Genomic DNA, 18665 nt, shown 5'->3' with positions numbered 1-18665 from the left:
ACCTTGTTTTCTGTCCTTGAGAACGCCTCTCCTCGACATCATCGGACCCAGCGACAAAAAAATATTCTTTAAATTGGCGCTGTTAAAGACAAATTCACTTATGACTCTCGAATAACAAACAAATTACCCTTTTTCTAAATGTAAGAAATAGACCCGCGTTACCTCTTTGCGGGCCTGTTTCTTACTTCATTTCAAACGTTAACGATTTTTCATATTTCGGAGCGTCTTTTGCGGTCAGCCAGATCGTAATTGTATACGTTCCTGGTTCCAAATTTTTGACCATGATATCCTGAACCCATGATTCTCCTTGTTTAATTTGGAGTTTCGAGAGCACTTGGATAAACATATGGTCTTTCGAGTATTGGTAAACCTGTTTTCCGGTTTTATCCTTTATGATGTAATCGAATTTTTGCCCCGATTTAAACTGAAATACTTTAACTTGCTCGGTCTGGTTTTTTAATTCATAGCGGAGCAGTGTCATACCTTTTTTTTCTTCCATTACTTTTAAGGAAGGCTCTATGCTTCCAGCGATGATGCCATGTTCGCCAGGCGTCGGTTCTTCCCCGCGTTTTTCATTCTTTTTTCCATCCCCCATGACAGGCGCCCCCTTCTCTGCCTCTTTTTTATCGACAGTCGATCCACAACCGGCCAGAAATACGATCATGCTTAATAGTACGAACCAAATTTTCAAATTTGATCACCTCATGATTAGTTTAGGCTGATTGCTTATTTTTTACTAGTTTAAAAAAGGATTTTCCATATCTTTATATAAATTACCCTATAGACCTGTAATTCACACTGCATCTTAAGGAGGGTTTTAAAGTGAAAATTATCCATGAATCACTTCTTCTGGATATGAAGAAACTAACGGCGGAAGACCGGGCAACGATGAATGAAACGATACTAGAACAGCATAGCAAAGATGAATCTCACCATTCACCTGTTATGCCGGATGTTGTCGTTTTCCCCATCTCAAAGGAAGAAGTGGCTTCTATTTTAAAATTCGCGAATGTTCACCAAATTCCTGTCGTCCCGTTTGGCGTCGGATCAAGTTTAGAGGGGCACTGTATCCCACTTAAAGGCGGCATTTCAATCGATTTTCAACTGATGAACCAAGTGATTGAAGTCCGGCCTGAAGATTTCCTTGTCCGTGTCCAGCCCGGCGTTACTCGAACGCAGCTTAATCAAGCATTAAAAAAATACGGATTGTTTTTCCCTGTCGATCCCGGTGCAGATGCGACGATCGGCGGTATGGCCGCAACTAATGCAAGCGGTACAACTAGCGTCCGCTATGGCATTATGAGGGATCAAGTGCGGGATCTTGAAGTGGTGCTGGCCGATGGAACAATTATTCACACAGGCGGCCTTGCTGCTAAATCTTCATCTGGCTACCATATGACCGGGCTTTTTGTCGGATCGGAAGGAACACTCGGGTTGTTTACTGAAATTACATTAAAAGTTTACGGCATTCCCGAGCATATTGCGGCGGGAAGAGCGACATTCCCGTCAATAAAAGAAGCAGTAGATGGGGCGATTTCGCTTCTTTCGGCGGGAATTCAAGTCGCAAGAGTAGAGCTGGTCGATCCTTATTCTATCCATCAAGTGAACAAGCATAGTGAAACCGATTATCCGGAGCTTCCAACATTGTTTCTGGAGTTTCATGGAAACGAAGCGGGATTGAAGCACGATATCCAATTTGCGATAGAACTTCTTGAAGCAAATGGCTGCAATGGACTGTTGTTTGAAACCGATTCGAAAAAGCGGTCAATCCTCTGGGAAGCACGTCATCAGCTTGCATACGCCTTTAAACATGGGCATCCCGGAAAAGAAATGATGTTAACGGATGTATGCCTTCCGCTTTCGGAATTAAGCGGTACCGTCGTGTACGCGCGAAATGTCATTGATCAATCCGGATTGGTCGGCGGCGTTCTCGGGCATGTAGGAGACGGTAATTTCCACTCCATCTTGATGTTTAACAAAAAGGATCCGGTTGAAGTGAAGAAGGCAAATGATGTGAATGAAAAAATTGTTGAATATGCACTGGCAAAAGGCGGAACATGTACAGGCGAGCATGGCATCGGGATTGGGAAAATGAAGTATTTAAAGAAAGAACATAAGGATACATTACCGTTAATGAAGATGATTAAGCAACAATTAGATCCAGGCCATATTTTAAATCCCGGTAAAATTTTATAAAAAATCAACTAACCTCCAAAAAGCGCTTTTGGAGGTTTTATTTGGTTCATTTACAAGTCCACTGCCTTACATCGTAATAGCCGCTGTCAATTTTCTCTTTTTCTTTGTGCAATACTTCAAGCAACTCGCCAGGCAAATGACTCGTGTTATAGGTTAAATCAATCCGGTCTTCGGGGGAATGAAGAAGAATCGAAAACAGCTCTTTTGTTTTCATATTCATCCCATGCACATTTAGAAAATTCAAGTCAGTTGCCCGATAACAAAAAAAGATTCGAAAACGTTCCTCCATGTCCATCCCGCTTTCTTTTTAGCACCAGTATAGCCAGTAAAAACTTATGTTAAACGATCGTCCGCTGAAATCGGCAATTGAATTTCCACCCGTGTCCCGCGGCCTTCTTCACTAAAAAATTGAATCGAGCCACGATGCTCTTTCACAATTGAAAAACAGACCATTAGGCCAAGTCCTGTCCCCTTCTCCTTCGTTGTGTAAAACGGTTCCCCGAGCGTAGTGAGCCGGTCTTTTGGTATGCCCCCGCCTTCATCTTCTAAAATGGCCCTCACGTTTCCATTTTGATAAAAAGCGGTCAGTTGGATCAATCCTCCATTGTCCATTGCTTCAATTGAATTTTTCAATAAATTAATAAAAAGCTGCTTCATTTGATTTCCAACACAATAAACGGGAGGAAGGTTTGAATCGATATCGCACTTGATTTGGATGTTTTTCATAATAGCCTGGGTATCAAGCAGCCTGACAACACTATACAACAATTCATTAAAATTTCTGTATTCATATTGGACAGCCTGGGGTTTTGCGACAAGCATTAATTCACCAACAATATCATTAATACGGTCCAATTCTGAAAGCATTATATCGATATATTCCATTTTCATTTCATCTTTTGCTTCCTTTAACAGTTGGGCAAATCCTTTTAATGACGTTAAAGGATTGCGGATTTCGTGGGCTACGCCTGCCGCGAGTTCCCCAAGCACAGAAAGCTTTTCAGATTTTCGCATCATTTCTTCTGCCTGCTTTTTCTTCGTCATATCCCTGCCAATCATGACAATGCTCTCAATCTCGTCTTTTTCATTAATCACGGGAACTCCGCTCATTTCAATATCGATCCAGCTTCCGTTTGCATGTTTTATTCGCACATCAATTTTAAACGATTTTTTCTCTATGACTGCGCTTTTATATGTATCGATGAACCGGTCTATATCTTCTTGATGAATATGGGAGAGCATATGTTTGTGTACATATTGTACTTCGAAACCTAATACATAATGATGGGAAGGGGAAGCATAAAGAACTCTTCCTTTAGTATCTAACACGACCATTAAATCCGTTGAATGTTCGGCAATCACCCTGTATTTTGCTTCGCTTTCCCTGAGGGCGCGTTCCACCTTTTTCTGCCTTGTAATATCTCTATAAATGAGGACAAAACCGATGACCTCTCCCTCCAAATCTTTAATCGAGGAATAGGATATCGATACATCGATCTTCTCCGCGCTTTTTCGAAGCCGTTGGGTATTATGTATAGGGAGGGATCCCCCTGATTTCAAATGATGGATAATTCCATCTACCTCTTTTTCATGTTCAGATGGAATGATAATTCGTGTTTTCAACTCGTTTTCTTGCAATTCCCGCACACTCCAGCCAAACATCTGCTCAAACGACTGGTTGATGCGGATAATGTCTTCATTTTTATCTAAAATAAGAATGGCGTCTGATGTGCCTTCTAACACGGATTCTAACAATTCAAGCGCAACCGTTAATTCTTCTTCATTTTTAGGTGCCATTCTCCTTCCACCCTTCATATGCAATCTTCTATACTATTTAGAAATAAATGGTCGTAATCCTTCTTCATTTATCATTTTTTTGCAAGAAGACGTAAAAAAAGAGAAGCGGATGCCCGCTTCTTTTTTATACCGCTTTAACTGCTTCTTTCAACGTTTTGCCTGGCTTAAATGCCGGTACGCTGCTTGCTGCGATCATAATTTCTTCACCTGTTAGTGGATTGCGCCCTTTTCTCGCATTTCGATTACGAGTTTCAAAGGTTCCAAAACCGATCAATTGAACGCTTTCACCTTTACTAAGAGCTTCAGTAATCGCATTAAGAACGGCTTCAACCGCTAACGTTGATTCTTTTTTATTCATGCTGGTAGCTTCTCTTACCGCATTCACAAGGTCTTGTTTTCTCATAAGTGAAACTTCCTCCTCAAAAACTAGTTTTAATCTTGCTTTGCTACCATTATGACCAGGAATATATTTTTTATACACGTTTCCGAAAAATAGAGATAATCAGTAATAAAAATGGCAAGAACACTCAAAATAAAAATGAATAAGACGTCCAAATGTTCAAAGCGACATAATAGAAAAAAACGATGTTTGGAAACATAAGAATTGATAAAACCACCGCAATTATCGCAAACGGCATAATAAGAAAACGATAGTCCCTAAAATGCAGGCACTGGGCAAAACCGAGCACGGATGCATAAAAACAAACCGTAATTTTAATGATCGTTCCAATGAGCCAAATTCCGCCGAAGACCGCCTCAATCCGCGCCGGAAAATTTCCGATCGTTATTTTTTTCGCTAATACATATGGCGCAAAAAAATTAACGGACGTTAAATAATGGCCGAAAATAAGGATAGAGAGCGCAGTTATAATAACAATGATCAATCCCCCAACTACGGTTCCGGTCAGGAAAGCTTTTTTTGCCGCGGATTGATCATTCACGTAAGGAAAAATCATTAAAAAAATGACAAAATCTAAAAAAGGGATTCCGAGAAAAATATAGCCCGCCCGCATTATGGATAACGTCCCATGTTCATAGACCGGCTGAATTTTCTGCCAATCAATATTGGGCATAGTTGCTATAATGATAAGAATAAAAAATAAAATAAGCCATGGAAAAATTAATTGGGCCGTACGGGCAAGCGATTCAAGCCCAAGTCTTGTCCCATATATCATAACGGCTGTCGCAAGTAATAATCGCTTGTAAAGGTGTATTCGGCATGATTTGTGTTGTCATAAAATCTCCAAGTTGCCGCAGTAAAGCTGCCGTTAGAGATAAGAAATAAAAAATATAAAGAAAGGAAAGCGGTTTGCCGATCCATTTTCCAAGTAATTTTTCACACGATTCTACTAAAGTATATTCGCCATTCTTTTTTCCTAGCGAACTGTATAAACTAACAAATAATAAACCAAAGATTACACCAAATACAGCCCCGATCCACGCATCTTGTTTGATTTCAAGGGTAAGGAGCGTTGGGATAAGCATCGCCGCACTGCCAATGGTAAACATGGTCACTAAGATTGCAAATTGACTGCTTGATATTTTCCCTTTTTCAATCATTTTTTCACCCCATCTATTGACCATATGCAAATCCCTCTACCGTTACACTCTCCAAAATCATCCAATTTAATACATTTCCTGGCTTCTTCAATAGTACTTTCGAATGATCTTAACGTTAGACACATAGATTGAACCATGAACGTTTTTTAGGGGGAATGTTATGGCGTATGAAATCATTCATCCGTGGGAAGAGCATGCCTTTTGGCTGGAAATTTTGGAAGACCATGCGTATTTCATCCGTGATTTCTTATCACCGGATGAAGAACGCTGGGTAGCCGGGGCTCAATATTATATTCATGCTTTTTCTCAATTAAGAAAAAAGTTGCAAACCATCTCCCTCCAGGAGACCGAGTCTTCGCAAAAAATGATCGAATTCTCAAATGAAGCTTACCCGGTAGCTTACGGATATTATCAATTTGAAGGGCACTTGCAACGGCTTCGGATTGAAAACAAGGTGAATTTAAATTTAACGCCGACTTATTTAAACGGCACATTAAACGAAAATCAAGAATATTTGCGGTTACTTTCCTTTTATCGAAACGGAGAAACTCCCCCGATTCTTTCACTGGTTGAATTGCTAGATCTATGGTTGGAGGACCAGGTTGGCCATGCCGCACTTTTGATTCGCAGCATAGATGGTGTAGAACTGCCGCTCGTAAAAGAAACGGAACAGTTTAAACAGCAATTTGAAGCCCATATGGTAAAAAACGAAGCCATTAAAGGCTATTTAAGATTTACACCGCAAAATTTCCCGGCACAAATCCATTTTGCAAGAAATGTAGCATTATCTGTCTCAGGATTTACCCGGCTAGTCGAACACGCCGTTCAGCTCTTTGAAAAAGAAGAAATTTTTACCCAAACAACCCTTCGATTTTTGGAACACCACTTTCCAGAAGCGTGTTACTTTTTAAAAAAATTATCACATTACGCACCCGATATTCACTATCCGCCTTGTAGCTTGTCAAAACCTTCATTTCGAAAAAAATAAGAGAATGACTCACCTGTTAGAGTCATTCTCTATTCATCCACCCATTCTTTTCTCAGTGCAAAAAGCTCCCTTAACTCAGAAGTTGAAAGTTCGGTAATCCAGTTTTCGCTTGAAATCACTTTTTCGCTTAATTCTTTTTTGTTTTCCAGCATCTCATCAATGCGTTCTTCCAATGTTCCGAGCGTGATCAGTTTATGGACCCGGACAAACCGTTTTTGTCCGATCCGATGGGCGCGGTCGGTCGCCTGATTTTCCACAGCAGGATTCCACCAGCGGTCAAAATGGATGACGTGATTAGCTTCTGTCAAATTCAATCCCGTTCCACCCGCTTTAAGCGACAGGATGAAAACCCCATTTTCACCGCTTTGAAAACGTTCAATCATTTCATCTCGTTTTGCTTTAGGAACACTGCCATGTAAATAAAGAACAGGCTCTCCCCACTTCTTCTCAAGAAACTCGCGGATCATATTTCCCATTGAAATGAATTGCGTGAAAATGAGACAGCGTTCTCCTTCATCGCGAATGGCTTCTAACAGCTCGACCATTTTTGTAAATTTATTCGACCTTTCGTCAAGCCTTTTCCCTTTCTCTTCTTTTAAAAACAGGGCGGGATGGTCGCAAATTTGCTTTAACTTGCCTAACATCGCAAGGATCAACCCGCGTCGCTTCATTCCCGTCAACTCTTCCAACTGCTTAAACGTATCCTGAATAATTCGTTCATAAAGTGATGCCTGTTCAGCCGTCAAATGGCAATATTCCTTGATTTCTTGTTTATCCGGCAAATTTAGCTGGACGATCGAGTCCTGCTTCGTCCGCCGCAATAAAAACGGTTGAACGAGACGCTTCAACTGGTTTAGCCGGGCATTGTCATTCTCCCGTTCGACCGGCAAGACAAACCTCTTTCGAAAAGCCGCCTCACTCCCAAGATACCCTGGATTCAAAAAGTCAAAAATAGACCATAATTCAAGTAGCCTATTTTCAACAGGTGTTCCGGTTAAAGCGATTTTATGGCGGCCTTTCATGCGGCGGATCGTTTTCGATTGTTTCGTGAAGCTGTTTTTAATATTTTGCGCTTCATCAAGGACAATTGCATTCCATATTACTTTGGAAATCTCTTCTTCATCAAGCTGTGCCGTTGTATATGATGTAATAACAACATCCGCTTCTTGAATCGACTTCGCGAATTGATCGCCTTTTGCCCTATTTCCTCCATAATGAAGATAAACATTTAAATCAGGTCCAAATTGCTTCAGCTCTTTTTGCCAGTTGCCAATTACCGAAGTGGGGCAAATGAGCAATGCCGGCACATCACTTTCTTCATTTTCTTTGACATGAAGAAGATAATTAATCGTCTGTATTGTTTTCCCGAGCCCCATATCATCGGCCAGACAGCAGCCGAGACCAAACTTGCGGAAAAATTGCATCCACGAGCTGCCAACCTTCTGATACTCGCGAAGGCTCCCGTTAAATCCTTTCGCTTCGTTTGATACTGGAATCGACTTAACTTCGGTTAACTGCTCTATCATTTTTGCAAAATATTGATTTAACTCAATCGAAAAATGCCTAATTTGCGAGGTATCTTCTTGTTCGTCCGTTTCCGCTCCTTTTAACAAGTGTTGTTCCAAAATATCTTTTAATTGCAGGCCATTTTTGTCAACGGACTTCATGACCTGTTTCACTTCCTTAATAAAGGCCGGATCGAGCTTGAACCATTTCCCGCGTATTTTTATCAACCGGCGCTTGCTGTCTACAAGCTTCATAAACTCTTCTTCGCTTAATTCTATTTCTCCGGTTGAAAGTTTCCAATCAAATTGAATAATCGAATGTAAACCGACAAATGATGAAGCATATTTGCTTGAAGAAGACTTTACTTTCGCCTTTAGCGTTGGCTGCAATTCTTTCAACGCTTCCCACCACTCCGGAAGCACAACTTGAAGTCCTGCCTCATTAAGCAGCTCGCTTTTTTCATTTAAAAAATCCCACGCCTGTAGTTCAGTCAGATTTCGCTTGAATGTGCCATCTTTATTACGTAAAAAAGGAACGAGCTCCGAAGCGACTTTCAAATCTTCTGTCACCCGTGATTGATAAGGTGCCCATTCTTCAGGAAGATCCCGTATTGAGTCTGTCCATTCAACCGAAAGCGGCCCTTTTTTCTCTTGGAGCATCAATTTAACGTTCCAATGCCGTTCGTCTTCTTCCGGTTCAATTAATTTAAATATAGTATAAAAGGGGGCAAGATCCTTTTTCCATCCAATTTTCGCAAGCCATGTTTCCTCCGAAAGCGTATCATAGATCGTTGCTTGTTCCAGAAGATGCTCAAATGGAAAACGGTCGAAAAATTCCTCTTCGGCGTCAAGCATTTCCGGCTCGGATTGGGCAAGGTTATCAAGCGCGGCGTTTACCCACTCTGGCACATGATCGATGCCCTGGACAGCCCATCCCCACACTCCAGCTTTCCAGGCGGCAAAATCTGGTTTAACTTGCTTATTTAAAACGGCCTTCATAATAATGCGTGCGGTTTCGATCATCTCCCACGCAGAGGCGCTCCAGTTTTCCTGCTTAATAAAAAAAGAAGGATAATTGGAAAAAAGCTTAACCGCACTCCATGGCGATAAAAAAATAAGCGAATTTTTTTCACAGTTAAGAAACGTCCCATAAAACGATTCTTCATGCCGCGCAAAAAGAAGCGATTTCCAGTCATCGATATGAAGAATCTCGTCTTCTTTTTCCGCCCATAACATGACACCTTTGTCACCAACCCATTTTGCGTGATAAACTGTGTCAATAACATTAATCATGAAATTAGCTTTCCTTTCTTCAACTCTTCTTGAAAAGCGCGCAACCGGCTATATTCATCGCTCAATTTTTCAATAAATTGCTCAAACCGTTCTTCCCGTTTCATTTTTTTATAAATCGTTTTTAATTTTTTTAAAAAGTAAACAGCAAGCTTGTACGACTTCCTATTTTTTTCACGGATCAGTTTATCAACCGATTGATGGTACAAGGGAAGGAGAACTTCACGATTTTCATTTTCAACTTCCTTTAAGTCTGCGCCATTGATAAGCGATGGCGAAAATCCCATTAATAAATAAAGTTCAACCCACCGCTCGAAATGTTGTTGAACAAGCAAATATTCACCGTATTCATGAAACGTAATAGGTAAAAATTCAATCAGCAATTGTTCATACTCTTCTTCTTCACCCGTATATTGAGCGTATTTCCAGAAAAAATGCAAATAATCATGTATTAGCTCTCTTGCCTCAGCATCCCGATAGTAGTACCCGAGAATGCGCTTGAATGTTGGTTTTAACGCCAATAGCCATTTAAGCAGATCGTCCCACTGCCTCCAGCTAAACAAAAGTTCGATCCAAACCATCGAATGATAAACCGAAAATTCTTCCATCTGGTCGACTCTCTCAAATGTTTCTTTCAAATCCCCTTTTAAAAATGAAAAATGGGCGAGTGCCATATCTAAAAACAACGCTTTCGAACCGGCTTCTTTTTCTTTTAGCAATTGTTTTTCATAGGCTAAAACCCATTCTTTATCGTAATAAAAAGTCGCCCAGCCGATTTGAAACACAAGAAAAATGCGATCGGAATATTTTGGCGGTAGTTGAAAAACGGATTGAAATTCTTTTAAACTTTCTTCGACTAATTGCAAATAGTTTTTTCTTAGTTGAGATGGATCCGCCTGTTGTGACGTTTCAAACATTCCGTCGACCAATTGGTTCAATACTAGAGAAAAATGGGATTGTGGATACTCGGGAATCCCGAATTTTTTTTCATAGTCTGCTAAGCGCATTAATGTTTCCAGCTGAACATGAAATCGATATAATAGAGCAATATTATCGTCTGGAAATTCCCCGGCATTCAGCAACCGAGGGTAGTATTCTTTATGAATGTGGGAGAAACTATACTCTTTCCCCTCCACCATTTGGCGAAACGAAAGTTGGCGTAATTTTTGTTGTTCAAATTGATCAAAGCAATCATTAAAAAACGCCTTCCAGCTCGCAATTGAAATCTCATCTATATGTTGTTTCTGTTTTTTTTCAATGATTGTTTCAGGGACACCGAGATCCCACAATTCTTGTTTGCTCTCATTTTCCCTGTCCATTTCTTTCATTTCCTTTCATAAAAACGATTCATCCCTGTGATCGGGCAGTGATCCTTTATTTTGTGCTATTTCTTCATTATATCAAAAACAACAGATGCTCATTCAAATAACCTCTTGATCCATTCTGCATCTTTCTGGAAATAAGGACAAAGTTGGATATAAGTTTACATATTATTATTAAAACTGGACTTTTTTCTCAAATGGTGTAGCATTAATTCGAAATCGTGTTACAATAGTAACGAAAATGGCGAAATTTATTGTCATTGTTCTCAACTTCAACTTAGATGATGTCGAAAACTTTTTCCAATAACTTGATAAAGACGGTCTTATTTCGATAAAAAGAACGAAAACTATAGACAGTGTTCTACTTTAACTTTTACATAACCAATGAGTGGAGATTCATATAACTATTTTTTAGACAAGGAGGGTAATCGTTCACGAAAAACAAAAACAGCACCGTCATTCACATTTTACTATCCCATCAGTTTTTCGTAACGACGTCGGCATGGTCGAAAATCAGCAAACTATCCTTTCCCAAATTTCTCTTTTGCGGGATGAGCTATATGCCATCGGCAAACAAGTTGGAGATAATTTAACACACCCCGATCTTCTTAAAATTAGCCAAAAGTTAGATAAAGTTTTATTTCAGTATCAACAACTGCGAAAAACCGGTCGATAATAAATATGAGCAGTTTACAATAAACGGATTTTCTTATAATAAAAATTCTATTAGAAAGTGTGAAATAAATGCTGTTACAACAAATTGAAGACAAGCGTGAAGTTTTATTATGTCTTGGCAAAACTTATGGTTTAACGGCAGAAGAAACGATTAAGTGCAGCCAGGAACTTGATGAACTGTTAAATCTTCTATTGTCCAACCGTTCAACAAATAGAAAGTCCTTTTATTATTGATGATCGCTTCATGATGACTTCATTGGCCCTGACAAAACTTGTTCGGGCCATTATTTTTGCCCAACTTGAAAAAAATGGATTTATTTCAGTCGAATTTTGCCAATGAAATAAACATGTAATGTTACTGTTACTTCCTCCTAACCCCCCTGTCATACTCCGCTTGTATAATTGGGCACTGAGGTTAAGTTAACCCGTTATACAAATTTGACAGCAGAAGCGCTTTTCCAAAATAGAACTTGCTCTATTTGCCGCTATCTGCAAAATCTGGAGGAGGTATTACATATGCTCAAGAAAGTACTCGCGGTTGGGGCGATGGCCGGAATGATGTTTTCATCTCCGCTTGTCAGCCACGCTGCCTTAGGGGACCAAACGCTAAAAAAGGGAATGCAGCATAATGATGTAAAAGAGCTTCAACAGAAATTGATGGATAAAGGATATTTTCAATATAAAGAAACAACAGGATATTATGGAGATATCACGAAAGAAGCTGTCAGCGACTTTCAACGGAAAAACGGATTGAAAGTAGACGGAGTTGTTGATGAAGATACGGTTAAAGCGTTGAAAAACCCTTCGTCTGTTTCCAATCTTTTAAAAGAAGGCGATCGTGGCCATGATGTTTCCGGCCTGCAAAGTGAATTAAAAGACCGGGGATATTACGATTATACGGTTGACGGCATCTTCGGGCCAATTACATTAAATGCCGTAAAAATGTTCCAAAAAGACAGCGGCATTCGTGTTGACGGAATTGCAGGCCCTGAAACATTTAACGCATTGTACCACGAAGCAGGTACTGCGGCTTCTAAAGAAAACCATGAGGCACCTGCTGAAAAGAAAAACAGTGAACGTCCTGCCCCTAAGAAGGACTCTCAAACTACGAAAAAAGGAACAGCAGCTAAAGCGCCTGAAGGCAAGACTCTTTCTGTTGAAGCGACTGCCTATACGGCAAATTGTTCAGGCTGTTCCGGGGTAACCGCAACTGGCATGAACTTAAAATCCAACCCAAATGCAAAAGTCATTGCGGTTGATCCGAATGTTATTCCATTAGGTACAAAAGTATACGTTGAAGGCTACGGTACCGCAGTCGCAGCCGATACAGGTGGCGCGATTAAAGGCAATCGCATCGATGTCTTTATGCCATCAGAAGATCAAGCGAACAACTGGGGAAGAAAACAGGTTAATATCACCATTTTAAATTAATCATTGCTCACAAAAAGAGATGGGAAGTTTCCCATCTCTTTTGTTTTGCAGGCTGGATTCCGTCTACAGCTAAACCTCAGCTATAGTAGACTCACGCATTAACCTCCTTTTTTTGAAACAACCGATTTGCACAATATTCGATAATATCGCTCCTTCTTACAATGCCGATAAAAACCTCCTGGTCATCGACGACCGGCACGAAATTTTGCGTCCTCGCGAGACTAATCAAGTCTTCCATTTCCGCATGAATATGAACAGGCTTAATAGTTCTATCCGGCTCAATGATCGAAATGGAAAATCGATGACTGGTTTGAAACGTCAACCCTTCTTTATTTTTCAACGTCCAGAGCAAATCTCCTTCTGTTAATGTTCGTATATATCTCCCCTTTTCATCAAGAACCGGGACAGCTGTATAACGATGGTACTCCATTTTCTCAAGCGCCTGACGGATCGTCGAACTCGTTTTTACATAAGCTACTTCTTCTTTCGGCAATAAAAAAAATGCAACATTCATTTTTGATTCCTCCTCATTATCGTATGAAATCGCTTTCAAAACAGGTGATTCTATTTTTATATGGTATAAGAATACGCCATCTTGCACATCCTCCTATACAAGGAGTGATGTTAATGGAAAGAGAACAGTTCGTTGCTGTACAAAAAAATGGAGACGGTGACATTACTGCATTTAAGACCGATTCCGGGCGCGTTCTTGATTATCAATCCGCACTTCAAGAAGTAAAAAACGGTAATATTGCTAATGTAAACACATTTAAAGGAAGAGACGGCGAGGAATATATACGCAGTAATGCGGATGGTGATCCTTCAAACAATTTAGATAATTTGCCTACCTTTTAATCATAACAAAAAGAAAAAGAACCTGCCATCAATTAACCCGGCAGGTTCTTTTTCGTGAGCAAAAGTTTTTTTATGCGAGTTGGGCGGATGTTGTTAATTGAGCCGCAAGTTCAGAGGCTTTTTCTTTTGCCGCTGCTAAAATTTCTTCCGCACGATCAGGTGTTGCCGCCATTCCTTCTACGAAGAGATGATGGTAGTCCGTAATACCGATAAATTGCATGATCGATTGGAGATAGTTATTTGTAAATTCCATTTGAGCAGCCGGGCCTTCAGAATAAATGCCTCCACGCGCTTGAACGTGTACGACAGTTTTATCTTTCAACAAGCCTTGAGGGCCATTTTCCGTATATTTAAATGTTTTGCCCGCAATCGTAATATTATCAATGTATGCTTTTAATAATGGCGGATAGCTTAAGTTCCACATTGGAGTCGCAAACACATAAACATCAGCGGCTAAAAACTGCTCTAAAATTTCGTTCATCCGACCGACTTTTGCCGCTTCTTCTGCTGTTAATTCTGCTTGGACAGCAAATTTCCCCCATGCGCTAAGTACAACTTCATCAATTAACGGAATGTCTTCCTTGTATAAATTAACGGTTTCAACCTCAGCATCCGGTTCATTTTTTAGCCATTCTTCTAGAAAATGTTGGCCAAGCTGAAGGCCGAACGATTGGTCAACGGCTTTTGGATTGGAGTTAATATAAAGAATTTTAGTCATTGTTTTCTCTCCCTTTTGAAAATTAGGATTATTACCATTTTGAATTAACTACCTTTTAGTAAGTTAAATCCTATATGGATTGTATTTCATCTACTTACTTTTGTCAAGTAATTAACAAAATGTTTTATTCTATACAAAAGAAAAAGTACCTGTATCAGGCACTTTTTCTTTTATTTCATCCCTTTTCCTTTCGTTAAATGGCACGGAACCCCGTAGCCTATCGTTCCTGGCTCCGACATTTTTTCAATATACGCAATTCCCCTTGCACATTTTGTTCTACACGCAATGCACGTATCGCTTGTCACCATCTTCATCGTGTGCTCATATTTATTACGTCCTGGGTCCATCCCTTTTTTGACAACCTTTTTTTTGCCAGCTTTTTTTGCCATTTCAATCCCCTCCCACAACACTTCCTCACATTGTATGAGAGAAGACGACTGATTGACATATGGAATTTTAGGTTATCAAACAAAATAGTGTATGTTATATGAAACTTAAAATTTCACAGCCGAATGAATAGGGTATTTCACCCTGTATGAATTTTCTTCAACTCTTGTTCATGAATATTTCTCTTCCTTACAGATACGTCTATCATAAATATATACTGGTGCGTGGATGGTGCGACTGCCCATAAGAAAAAAAGACTACCTAGTAGTACAGGTAGTCTTCATCATATTTCATTTCTAATTCGATTGAAGCATTAGTTGCAAGTGCTAAAATATAGTCACTGTCTTTACGGTCATAGGACATCATGAATTCATCTAATGACATGTTGTATTTCTCCCAGACCACGTCAAGTAACCAATTGGTATCGACTTCAAAATACTCGCCGTCAAATCGGTCGATTTTAACCTTTTCACCTAAATACATGCCTAACACTCCTTTCAAAAGAGGTTAATTCTGCATCAGGTATTTCAAGTAATATACTTTCATTATAAAGCACGTATTAAAAAAATCAACCAATAATATTGCAAGCCTCGTTTCATATGGCTCCAAAACGGGTAAAGGTTCACTAAACAAAAAAGAACAGGCCGCTGTTGCCTGTTCGTAGATGTTACATTTTCTTAGCGCTCACATAACGCGGACCCCAATACGTGTTGTGGAGTGAATCGATTTTCACACCTTTTGATGAAGTCGCGCTAATAAATTTGTTATCTCCAATATAGATCCCAACATGTGAAACGCCTTTTCCAGACGTATTGAAGAATACAAGATCTCCCTTACTTGGCTTGCTTACTTTCGTTCCTTTTAAATACATCGCTGATGAACTGCGCGGGAGATTAATCGACGTTGCTTTGTCAAATACATAGCCTACATAACCGCTGCAGTCAAATCCGCTTGGGCTTGTCCCGCCCCAACGATATGGCACCCCGATATACTTTTTCGCAGTGCTTACGAGTTTATCCGGGCTATAGCTTCGAGAGCTTGATGAAGATTTTGTCGCTTTAACTCCAAGTGCTTTAAATACTTGTGGTCCTGCAATTCCGTCCACTTTAAGTTTTTTCGCTTTTTGAAGCTTTTTCACTGCCGCTGTCGTATATTTTCCGTAATATGTAGTCGTTTTTCCTTTATATGTAAAATAACCTTTTTTCTTTAACACTTCTTGAAGATCTTTTACTTCTTTATGATTCATACCTTGCTTTAATGTATGATCCCCTAATGCGGCATGACCAACAATCGGATTAAACGCGAGTATTCCTGCAAGTACCGTTCCCATTACCAACTTCTTCAAAGCATGTATCCCCCTATACCATTCATTCTTTTCTATGTAAGTTTGTCAAATTATTCATTGCTGTTTTCTATGATTAGATTTTATCAACAAAATGTGACATGAACGTTTTAGAAATATTACACTTACATTACAAAATGGGATTATTCCGATAATTTGTGACGAAAAACCTATCGTTTCCCCTTAATTTCACATAAAAATAAAGAAAATCTGGTCGAAATTAAGCAATAAGATCTAGACAAAAAATGTGCATGTTTATTTCAGTTGCGAACACTGTAATAAAGTTGTTAGTTTTTCTTGTTCAATGTGAGGGAATTGTAAGGGTATAATGAAACTGGAAGCTAAAAAGAATAAGCAGTTTTTTACTATTTATGGTAGAATAGAAGAATGTTATTATAGAAAAGGAGAACAATATGTTTCAAAAACTCAAAAAAAATGTATTACCTTTATCTCTCATGCTGTCTATCCCTTTATTACATCTTATATATGAACATTTAAATAATGGGGATGACGGTGCAAGAATTCTGGTAACAACCATTGATCTACACATTCCTTTTCTAAAAGTTTTCATCATCCCTTATGTTTTTTGGTATGTTTACTTATTTATCATGTTTACCTGGCTATGTTTTGCTGACCGTCCAGTTTATTATAAAACGCTGCTCAGCTTGACGATCGGAATGGGAATTTGCTATATCATTTATTACTTTTTCCAAACGACTGTCCCAAGGCCGGAAGTTACCGGAACAGATTTATTGTCATCGATGGTTAAACTTATCTATGGCTCTGACCAGCCGTTTAACTGTTTTCCAAGCATCCATGTGTTTAGCAGTTATTTAATGATCCTTGCCATTCGCCACAGCCAATTGAAAAATCGCTGGAATGTCACACTTATCACGTCTATTTCCTGGTTAATCATTTTATCAACCCTGTTTGTAAAGCAGCATGTCGTCCTTGACGGGATTGCCGGTATTTTACTTGGCAATACGCTATTTACCATCATTTATTATTTCGAGCCGGGGTATGCATTTAGCCTGGTCAAGCGAATATTTACTAAAAACAAAAAAGCTACCGAATCGGTCAAATGATTCGGTAGCTTTTTTATTGGATGCTCCAAGTCATAAATTGCTTCTTCTAAAAATAAATATGAATGAAGAAAGGGGTTGATATCCGATGGAGGAGAGAAATGGACAAATTCAAGAGCAAGAACGAAATGTAGAGCACATGCATTCTCTTTGTAAACAGCATATGTATTGTCATGTCACGTTAACCATGCAAGATGGAACAAAAACACACGGTATTATTTATCAAGTCGACCATCAAAATGTTTATATGTTTATTCCCCAGGACTATGCAGGCCATAGTGGACAATATCCTTCAAGAGAAGAAGGCAGCAATGATGAAAGAATTTGGGGCAGGCCGTGGGGTTGGGGCGGCTGGGGCTGGGGGAGGCCCTGGTTCCGATTGCCGCCTTATCTTTATTTCCTTATTACGGCTATCCTTTCTATCCTTATCCTTATTATTGGTAAAATTCATGACCAACTGCAAACCCTGACGCAGTTGGTATTTTTTTTGCTCTTTCAAACCAAAAATAAGACGTTATTTACGCATGAAAAGCATAAATAACGTCTTATTCTTGAAACTTCCTTTGCACGAAAAACTTCTTTCCCTTCTTACTAATACGATGCCTTGCAAAATATCAGTTTATTTTTTTCCGGAGTGTGTTCCCGCATACCCACACATCGCAAAATCAGTTTTCACAGGCTGATTTTATAGTGGATGTGATTCTAGTATGCTTCGCTAACGAAAGTCATTGGAATCTACTCCCTTCGCTTGTTATGTACATCATAGCGTATTCCTTCAGAATATGAAACAGCTCTATTAACCTGAATGAACTGATTTTTAACAAAATTTACTGATTCTTTAGATATTTCTTTCAATTTCTTAGTTTTTTGGCTAATTTCTCATTATAGCTGTTAATGTAATGAAATCAACCCTCTTTTCATAATGTTTAATATAGAAAGGAAGTAGGTGGCCATAATGTATATTTTGTACATTTCCCTTGTATTGTTGATTTGTTATGCGGCGATCCATCTGGCTGTTTTTTATAAGAAAGAAGAACGTTCGATGATGGATCACATGATGACAACCATGCAAATTAGTATGTGTTTTGGTTTAAGCCTCGGTCTCTTTTTCGGTATCCTTTATCCTGAAACGCTTTATCTTGCCACGTTATTTGCTATTTTATTCGGCGGCTTTGCCGGATTGTTATATGGCATCCGCTTTTCCTATTTGACCGTGTTGGAAGGCTTTTTTTCTGGAGTGATGGCGGCTATGATGGGGGCCATGCTCGGTGTCATGATACCGCTTGATAAAGCAAACCTTTTGCTCTGGATTTTTATCGCCTTAACCATTGTTTCCTGCCTAATGATTGTGCGCCAATACTTGGATCATTTGTTTGACAGGTTTCATGTCCTTTTTATTGTTAGTTCCTGCGTCCTTCTATTTGCTTTATTTTTTACATTCCCGAACCCGCCGGAAAAGGCCCCTGCACCGCATGCGGACCATACGAGCGAAATCTGTAAATAGGGACCCCCATATC

20 protein-coding genes and 1 pseudogene are annotated in these 18665 nt (G+C 39.5%); 9 read left to right on the top strand and 12 right to left on the bottom strand.

Translation table 11 applies throughout. The features are described from left to right. Positions 1-181: 181 nt before the first annotated feature. Complete coding sequence (locus H538_RS24725) at positions 182-691, bottom strand: BsuPI-related putative proteinase inhibitor (protein WP_051291610.1); 510 nt, start codon at positions 689-691, stop codon at positions 182-184. A gap of 131 nt (positions 692-822) precedes the next feature. On the opposite strand from H538_RS24725, the gene H538_RS0121185 reads away from it, so the two are divergent. Then, positions 823-2196, top strand: a complete 1374-nt coding sequence (locus tag H538_RS0121185; protein WP_425589743.1) for an FAD-binding oxidoreductase — start codon at positions 823-825, stop codon at positions 2194-2196. Positions 2197-2242: 46 nt separating this feature from the next. On the opposite strand, the gene H538_RS0121180 is transcribed toward H538_RS0121185, so the two are convergent. The 4 genes and pseudogenes from H538_RS0121180 to H538_RS25870 all read right to left on the bottom strand — a co-directional run bounded on the left by H538_RS0121180 (position 2243) and on the right by H538_RS25870 (position 5478). Continuing rightward, positions 2243-2485: a hypothetical protein gene (locus H538_RS0121180; RefSeq protein ID WP_026679280.1), complete on the bottom strand. Its 243-nt coding sequence runs from the start codon at positions 2483-2485 to the stop codon at positions 2243-2245. Positions 2486-2529: 44 nt separating this feature from the next. Continuing rightward, positions 2530-3993: a PAS domain-containing sensor histidine kinase gene (locus H538_RS0121175; protein ID WP_026679279.1), complete on the bottom strand. Its 1464-nt coding sequence runs from the start codon at positions 3991-3993 to the stop codon at positions 2530-2532. Between the two features lie 124 nt (positions 3994-4117). Further along, entirely contained in the window at positions 4118-4459 is a 342-nt protein-coding gene (locus H538_RS0121170; protein WP_281172215.1) for an HU family DNA-binding protein, read from the bottom strand. Between the two features lie 61 nt (positions 4460-4520). Further along, positions 4521-5478: pseudogene (locus tag H538_RS25870) on the bottom strand (GerAB/ArcD/ProY family transporter). A 235-nt stretch (positions 5479-5713) separates the two neighbouring features. Here H538_RS25870 and H538_RS0121160 point away from each other — a divergent pair. Further along, the gene (locus tag H538_RS0121160; RefSeq protein ID WP_035351903.1) at positions 5714-6541 is read left to right on the top strand and encodes a DUF2935 domain-containing protein; all 828 of its coding nucleotides are present in this window, start codon (positions 5714-5716) and stop codon (positions 6539-6541) included. 29 nt (positions 6542-6570) lie between these two features. On the opposite strand, the gene H538_RS0121155 is transcribed toward H538_RS0121160, so the two are convergent. Then, a complete protein-coding gene (locus H538_RS0121155; RefSeq protein WP_026679276.1) occupies positions 6571-9339 on the bottom strand; it encodes a DEAD/DEAH box helicase in 2769 nt (922 codons plus the stop codon). Next, positions 9336-10655, bottom strand: a complete 1320-nt coding sequence (locus H538_RS0121150; protein WP_026679275.1) for a hypothetical protein — start codon at positions 10653-10655, stop codon at positions 9336-9338. The genes H538_RS0121155 and H538_RS0121150 overlap by 4 nt, the downstream gene beginning before the upstream one ends. Positions 10656-11160: 505 nt before the next feature. Between H538_RS0121150 and H538_RS27185 the strand changes: the two genes are divergently transcribed. The 3 genes from H538_RS27185 (at position 11161) to H538_RS25850 (ending at position 12764) form a co-directional block, all read left to right on the top strand. Beyond that, on the top strand, positions 11161-11334 hold the full coding sequence (locus tag H538_RS27185; protein ID WP_081412762.1) for a Spo0E family sporulation regulatory protein-aspartic acid phosphatase: 174 nt from the start codon (positions 11161-11163) through the stop codon (positions 11332-11334). 68 nt (positions 11335-11402) lie between these two features. Next, positions 11403-11567, top strand: coding sequence for an aspartyl-phosphate phosphatase Spo0E family protein (locus H538_RS25855; RefSeq protein ID WP_081412761.1), 165 nt, complete (start codon positions 11403-11405; stop codon positions 11565-11567). A 282-nt stretch (positions 11568-11849) separates the two neighbouring features. Next, positions 11850-12764: a peptidoglycan-binding protein gene (locus H538_RS25850; protein WP_035351900.1), complete on the top strand. Its 915-nt coding sequence runs from the start codon at positions 11850-11852 to the stop codon at positions 12762-12764. Positions 12765-12855: 91 nt separating this feature from the next. Here the strand turns inward: H538_RS25850 and H538_RS0121130 are convergent, their stop codons facing one another. Continuing rightward, positions 12856-13278, bottom strand: coding sequence for a CBS domain-containing protein (locus H538_RS0121130; RefSeq protein WP_026679273.1), 423 nt, complete (start codon positions 13276-13278; stop codon positions 12856-12858). 113 nt (positions 13279-13391) lie between these two features. Between H538_RS0121130 and H538_RS0121125 the strand changes: the two genes are divergently transcribed. Beyond that, positions 13392-13619, top strand: a complete 228-nt coding sequence (locus H538_RS0121125; protein WP_407636417.1) for a DUF3892 domain-containing protein — start codon at positions 13392-13394, stop codon at positions 13617-13619. A gap of 70 nt (positions 13620-13689) precedes the next feature. Here H538_RS0121125 and H538_RS0121120 read toward each other — a convergent pair whose 3' ends face one another. From H538_RS0121120 to H538_RS0121105, 4 genes are all read right to left on the bottom strand, one after another. Continuing rightward, entirely contained in the window at positions 13690-14337 is a 648-nt protein-coding gene (locus H538_RS0121120) for an FMN-dependent NADH-azoreductase (RefSeq protein WP_026679271.1), read from the bottom strand. Between the two features lie 170 nt (positions 14338-14507). After that, positions 14508-14726 carry a hypothetical protein gene (locus tag H538_RS0121115; protein ID WP_026679270.1) on the bottom strand — a complete coding sequence of 73 codons (219 nt, stop codon included), beginning with the start codon at positions 14724-14726 and terminating at the stop codon, positions 14508-14510. Between the two features lie 259 nt (positions 14727-14985). Then, positions 14986-15225, bottom strand: coding sequence for a hypothetical protein (locus tag H538_RS0121110; RefSeq protein WP_154658056.1), 240 nt, complete (start codon positions 15223-15225; stop codon positions 14986-14988). Positions 15226-15391: 166 nt separating this feature from the next. Further along, positions 15392-16069 carry a C40 family peptidase gene (locus tag H538_RS0121105; protein ID WP_026679268.1) on the bottom strand — a complete coding sequence of 226 codons (678 nt, stop codon included), beginning with the start codon at positions 16067-16069 and terminating at the stop codon, positions 15392-15394. 410 nt (positions 16070-16479) lie between these two features. Here H538_RS0121105 and H538_RS0121100 point away from each other — a divergent pair, with 410 nt between their 5' ends. The 3 genes from H538_RS0121100 to H538_RS0121090 all read left to right on the top strand — a co-directional run bounded on the left by H538_RS0121100 (position 16480) and on the right by H538_RS0121090 (position 18652). After that, on the top strand, positions 16480-17151 hold the full coding sequence (locus tag H538_RS0121100) for a phosphatase PAP2 family protein (RefSeq protein WP_035351894.1): 672 nt from the start codon (positions 16480-16482) through the stop codon (positions 17149-17151). A gap of 85 nt (positions 17152-17236) precedes the next feature. Continuing rightward, positions 17237-17689, top strand: a complete 453-nt coding sequence (locus H538_RS0121095; protein WP_026679266.1) for a hypothetical protein — start codon at positions 17237-17239, stop codon at positions 17687-17689. A gap of 414 nt (positions 17690-18103) precedes the next feature. Then, positions 18104-18652, top strand: coding sequence for a hypothetical protein (locus tag H538_RS0121090; RefSeq protein WP_035351891.1), 549 nt, complete (start codon positions 18104-18106; stop codon positions 18650-18652). Positions 18653-18665: the final 13 nt, after the last annotated feature.

The sequence above is a fragment of the Fictibacillus gelatini DSM 15865 genome (genome assembly GCF_000430745.1).
Classification (GTDB): domain Bacteria; phylum Bacillota; class Bacilli; order Bacillales; family Fictibacillaceae; genus Fictibacillus_A; species Fictibacillus_A gelatini.
Note: the sequence above shows the minus strand (reverse complement) of the source record. Positions and strands in the feature narration are given on the sequence as shown.

Excerpts from the sequence above, each read along its gene's own strand:
- H538_RS0121180 (WP_026679280.1), bottom strand. The coding sequence starts at position 2,485 with ATGGAGGAACGTTTTCGAATCTTTTTTTGTTATCGGGCAACTGACTTG.
- H538_RS0121175 (WP_026679279.1), bottom strand. The coding sequence starts at position 3,993 with ATGGCACCTAAAAATGAAGAAGAATTAACGGTTGCGCTTGAATTGTTA.
- H538_RS0121160 (WP_035351903.1), top strand. The coding sequence starts at position 5,714 with ATGGCGTATGAAATCATTCATCCGTGGGAAGAGCATGCCTTTTGGCTG.
- H538_RS0121155 (WP_026679276.1), bottom strand. The coding sequence starts at position 9,339 with ATGATTAATGTTATTGACACAGTTTATCACGCAAAATGGGTTGGTGAC.
- H538_RS0121150 (WP_026679275.1), bottom strand. The coding sequence starts at position 10,655 with ATGGACAGGGAAAATGAGAGCAAACAAGAATTGTGGGATCTCGGTGTC.
- H538_RS27185 (WP_081412762.1), top strand. The coding sequence starts at position 11,161 with ATGGTCGAAAATCAGCAAACTATCCTTTCCCAAATTTCTCTTTTGCGG.
- H538_RS25855 (WP_081412761.1), top strand. The coding sequence starts at position 11,403 with ATGCTGTTACAACAAATTGAAGACAAGCGTGAAGTTTTATTATGTCTT.
- H538_RS25850 (WP_035351900.1), top strand. The coding sequence starts at position 11,850 with ATGCTCAAGAAAGTACTCGCGGTTGGGGCGATGGCCGGAATGATGTTT.
- H538_RS0121130 (WP_026679273.1), bottom strand. The coding sequence starts at position 13,278 with ATGAATGTTGCATTTTTTTTATTGCCGAAAGAAGAAGTAGCTTATGTA.
- H538_RS0121125 (WP_407636417.1), top strand. The coding sequence starts at position 13,392 with ATGGAAAGAGAACAGTTCGTTGCTGTACAAAAAAATGGAGACGGTGAC.
- H538_RS0121120 (WP_026679271.1), bottom strand. The coding sequence starts at position 14,337 with ATGACTAAAATTCTTTATATTAACTCCAATCCAAAAGCCGTTGACCAA.
- H538_RS0121115 (WP_026679270.1), bottom strand. The coding sequence starts at position 14,726 with ATGGCAAAAAAAGCTGGCAAAAAAAAGGTTGTCAAAAAAGGGATGGAC.
- H538_RS0121100 (WP_035351894.1), top strand. The coding sequence starts at position 16,480 with ATGTTTCAAAAACTCAAAAAAAATGTATTACCTTTATCTCTCATGCTG.
- H538_RS0121095 (WP_026679266.1), top strand. The coding sequence starts at position 17,237 with ATGGAGGAGAGAAATGGACAAATTCAAGAGCAAGAACGAAATGTAGAG.
- H538_RS0121090 (WP_035351891.1), top strand. The coding sequence starts at position 18,104 with ATGTATATTTTGTACATTTCCCTTGTATTGTTGATTTGTTATGCGGCG.